Source organism: Methylobacterium crusticola, assembly GCF_003574465.1.
Taxonomy (GTDB): Bacteria; Pseudomonadota; Alphaproteobacteria; order Rhizobiales; family Beijerinckiaceae; genus Methylobacterium; species Methylobacterium crusticola.
Map to the genome: position 1 here is coordinate 1 of NZ_QOWC01000366.1, position 4,164 is coordinate 4,164.

Sequence of the window (4,164 nt, forward strand, 5' to 3'; positions counted from 1 at the left end):
CGGTCAACGCCGACCACGTCGTCGCCCAGGCGGCCCCCGGCGCGGCGCTGGGCCGGGTCGTGACGCGCGGCCGGTCCGAGGGCGGGGTGGCCTACACCTGCACGGTCCAGCGCGAGGGCGACGGGCCGGCGCTCCTGGAGCAGTGGGTCCTGCACGGCGCCGGGCACGCCTGGTCGGGCGGCAGCGCGAGCGGCTCGTACACGGATCCGAGCGGGCCCGATGCCAGCCGGGAGATGGTGCGCTTCTTCCTCGCGCACGCGGGCACCGCCGCCCGGTGACGGCGGGCGCCGTCCCGGCGGGAGTGCCGGCAAGCCCCCGGCGGGAGTGCCGGCAAGCCCCCGGCGGGAGTGCCGGCAAGCCCCCGGCGGGAGTGCCGACAAGCCCGCGGCGGGGAGGAACCTGCCCCAGCGGGACGAAGGTGGGCATCGCCTCGGCTCCGGGGCGGTGATACTGGGGTCGAGCATTGTTCGAATACGGCCGGAGCATTCTCGGCCGTTCCGCGTTTGTGACCGTAGGGTTGGGGAGGCTCGACGCATCACGCGCATGGCAGGACAAGGACTCGAACCGGAACGCGCACGCCCCCCCGTCCCCCGTCTCTCGACCGGCATCCCGGGCCTCGACGAGATCCTGTGCGGCGGGCTGACGCCCGATCGCCTCTACCTCCTCGAGGGCACGCCGGGCACCGGCAAGACCACGCTGGCGCTCCAGTTCCTCCTCGACGGCGCCGCCCGGGGCGAGCGCGGGCTCTACGTGACCCTGTCGGAGACCTCCGAGGAGTTGCGCGCGGCGGCGGCCACGCACGGCTGGTCCCTCGACGACGTCGCGCTCCACGAGCTCGTCAACGAGCTCGGCCTCGATCCCGACAGCGAGCAGTCGATCCTGCACCCCTCCGAGGTCGAGCTCGGCGAGACCGTCAAGGAGGTCATCGCCAGCGTCGACACCCTGAAGCCCACGCGCGTCGTGTTCGACAGCCTGTCGGAGCTGCGCCTGCTCGCCCAGAACCCGCTGCGCTACCGGCGCCAGATCCTGGCGCTCAAGCAGTTCTTCGCCCGGCGCAGCTGCACCGTCCTGATGCTCGACGACCGAACCTCCGAGCCGGGGGACCTCCAGCTCCACAGCATCGCCCACGGGGTGATCGCGCTGGAGCAGACGCCGCGCGAGTTCGGCTCCGAGCGCCGCCGCCTGCGGATCGTGAAGATGCGCGGCATCAAGTTCCGCGGCGGCAACCACGACTTCGTGCTCGAGACCGGCGGCCTGCGGGTCTTCCCGCGCCTGATCGCGGCCGAGCACCACGCGGATTACTCGCCGGTCGCGGCCTCGACGGGCTCGCCCGAGCTCGACCTCCTCCTCGGCGGCGGCTTGGTGCCGGGCACCAACACCCTGCTGATCGGCCCCTCCGGGGTCGGCAAGACCACGACGGCGATCCGCTGCATGCTGGCCGCCCTGGAGCGGGGCGAGACGGGCACCTACTACCTGTTCGACGAGGGGCTCGGGACGCTGCTGATCCGCTCGGCGCTCCTCGGCATGGACCTCGCCCCCCACATCGCGGCCGGCCGGCTCACCGTCACGCAGGTCGACCCGGCCGAGCTCGCGCCGGGCGAGTTCACGGCGGCCGTCCGGACCGCCGTGGAGGAGCGCGGCTCCCGCTTCGTCGTGGTCGACAGCCTGAACGCCTACCTCCAGGCCATGCCCGGCGAGCAGTTCCTGATGCTGCAGATGCACGAACTCCTGAACTACCTGAACCAGCAGGGGGTCACGACCCTCCTGGTGCTCGGCCAGCACGGCATCGTCGGGGACGTGCGCTCGGACGTGGACCTGAGCTACCTGAGCGACGCGATCCTGCTGTTCCGGTTCTTCGAGGCCAAGGGCGAGGTCCGCACGGCCCTGTCGGTGGTCAAGAGCCGGGTCAACGCGCACGAGCGCACGATCCGGGAGCTGAAGCTCACCTCCGGCGGGCTCCAGGTGGGCGAGGCCCTGGTCGATTTCGAGGGCGTGCTCACGGGCCTGCCGTCGTACCGGGGCCGGATCGCCATGCTGCCGGCCGGGGATCACTCCGGATGAGCGCGGTCCCCGATCTCGAGGGGCGCGTCCTGATCCTGGCGCCGCGCGGGCGCGACGCCGCCGTGATCGAGCAGGTGCTGGCGAGGGGGTCGATCCCGGCCGCGCCCTGCGCGGCCCTGGGGGAGTGGGTGGCGTGCCTGCGAGCGGGCGCCGGGGCGGCGCTCGTCACCGAGGAGGCCCTCGTCGGCACGCAGGCCCGGGACCTGTTCGCCTGGCTCGACGCGCAGCCGGCCTGGTCGGACTTCCCGTTCATCGTGCTCGCCACGCGCCAGTCCGGGCGGCGCTCCGAGAGCGCCGCCGGGATCCTCGCCCATCTCGGCAACGTCGTGCTGCTCGAGCGTCCCATCAACGCCGAGACCCTGACGAGCGCCGTGACGGCGGCCCTGCGGGCCCGCCGGCGCCAGTACCAGGTCCGCGGCCTCTTCCTCGAGCGGGAGCGGGCCGAGGAGCACCTGCGCCTCGTCAACGAGGGCCTCGAGCGACGCGTCGTCGAGCGGACCCGGGAGGTCGAGGCGGCGCGCGAGACCCTCGCCTTCGCGCTCGACGCGGCCGGGATGGCCTCGTGGGACCTCGATCTCGCGAGCGACGGCTGGCGCCGCTCGCCCCGCCACGACCTGATCTTCGGCTACGCGGCGCCCGAGGCCGCGTGGGGGTGGGAGCGCTTCCTCGGGCACGTCGTGGAGGAGGACCGCCCCGCGGTCGAGGCGGCGTTCGCGGCGGCCCGGGACACCGGGACGCTCGACCTCGAGTTCCGCATCCGGCGCACGGACGGCGCCGTGCGCTGGAGCGCGCTCCGGGGCCGCTCCGAGCGCGACGCGTCCGGCACGCCGGTCCGCATGGCCGGCATCCTCATGGACCGCACCGAGCAGCACGTCACCGAGGAGGCGCTGCGCCAGGCCCAGAAGATGGAGGCGATCGGGCAGCTCACGGGCGGGGTCGCGCACGACTTCAACAACCTCCTGACGGTGATCGTCGGCGGCCTCGACATGATGATCCGGCGCCCCGACCAGGTCGAGCGCGTGAAGCGGCTGGCGGAGGCCGCCATGACGGCGGCGCGGCGCGGCGAGCAACTCACCCAGCAGCTCCTCGCCTTCTCGCGCCGGCAGATGCTGCGGCCCCAGACGCTCAACCCCAACCGCCTGCTCCTCGACTTCCGGCCCCTCGCCGAGCGCGCGGCCGGGGGCGCGGTCGCGCTGGCCTTCGACCTCGACCCCGGCCTGGACCCGATCCGGATCGACCCGGCGCAGTTCGAGGCGGCGGTCCTGAACCTGATCGTCAACGCCCGCGACGCCATGGACCTGGCCGCGGGCAGCGCCCGGATCACCGTGCGCAGCCGCAACGTCCACCTCGACACCGCCGCCGTCCTCGACAAGGGCGTGCCGCCCGGGCCCTACATCGCCGTGTCGGTCACGGATACGGGCGGCGGCATCCCGGCCGAGATCCTCCAGCGCGTGTTCGAGCCGTTCTTCACCACGAAGGAGGTCGGCAAGGGCACGGGGCTCGGCCTGAGCCAGGTCTACGGCTTCACGCGCAGCGCCCGGGGCTTCGTCTCGATCGCGTCGGATGTCGGGGCCGGCACCACGGTGACGCTGTACTTCCCGCGCTCCTCCGACCCCGCCGGGGAGGAGACCGGGGCGGGGCCGGGCAGCGCCATCCCGCTGCGGCGGGCCGGCGAGGGCGAGGCCGTGCTGCTGGTGGAGGACGACGAGCAGGTGCTCGGCATGGCGGTGGAGAGCCTGGAGGAGCTGCGCTACCGGGTCATCGTCGCCCGGAACGCCGCCGAGGCGCTGGAGCACCTCAGGGGCGTCGAGCGCATCGACATCCTGTTCTCGGACGTCGTGATGCCGGGCGGCATGAACGGGTCGCAGCTCGCCGCCGAGGCGCGGCGGCTGCGGCCGGGGCTCAAGGTGCTGCTCACCTCGGGCTACGTCGCGAACCTGAACGAGGAGCAGGTCATCGACCACGGCGAGCTGCCGGTGCTCAACAAGCCCTACCGCCGCGACGAGCTCGCCCGCTCGCTGCGCCTCGTCCTCGGCGGCTGAGCGGGCCGCCGAGCCGGCCGGGCGCGGGCCGGCCCGGACGCCTAGCGGCCGGCGCGTCCCC

General features: G+C 73.8%; 2 protein-coding genes and 1 pseudogene. All 3 read left to right on the forward strand.

What is annotated here, in order from left to right:
• Nucleotides 1–278: pseudogene (locus DT057_RS34120) on the forward strand (extracellular catalytic domain type 1 short-chain-length polyhydroxyalkanoate depolymerase); the annotation flags it as partial.
• Nucleotides 279–543: 265 nt separating this feature from the next.
• Nucleotides 544–2,061 (forward strand): ATPase domain-containing protein, encoded by a 1,518-nt coding sequence (locus DT057_RS34125; protein WP_128566439.1) that lies wholly within the window; start codon nt 544–546, stop codon nt 2,059–2,061.
• Nucleotides 2,058–4,103 carry a PAS domain-containing hybrid sensor histidine kinase/response regulator gene (locus tag DT057_RS34130; protein WP_128566440.1) on the forward strand — a complete coding sequence of 682 codons (2,046 nt, stop codon included), beginning with the start codon at nt 2,058–2,060 and terminating at the stop codon, nt 4,101–4,103. Before DT057_RS34125 ends, DT057_RS34130 begins: the two co-directional genes overlap by 4 nt.
• Nucleotides 4,104–4,164: the final 61 nt, after the last annotated feature.

Coding starts and splice junctions, on each gene's coding strand:
- DT057_RS34125 (WP_128566439.1), top strand. CDS start 544: ATGGCAGGACAAGGACTCGAACCGGAACGCGCACGCCCCCCCGTCCCC.
- DT057_RS34130 (WP_128566440.1), top strand. CDS start 2,058: ATGAGCGCGGTCCCCGATCTCGAGGGGCGCGTCCTGATCCTGGCGCCG.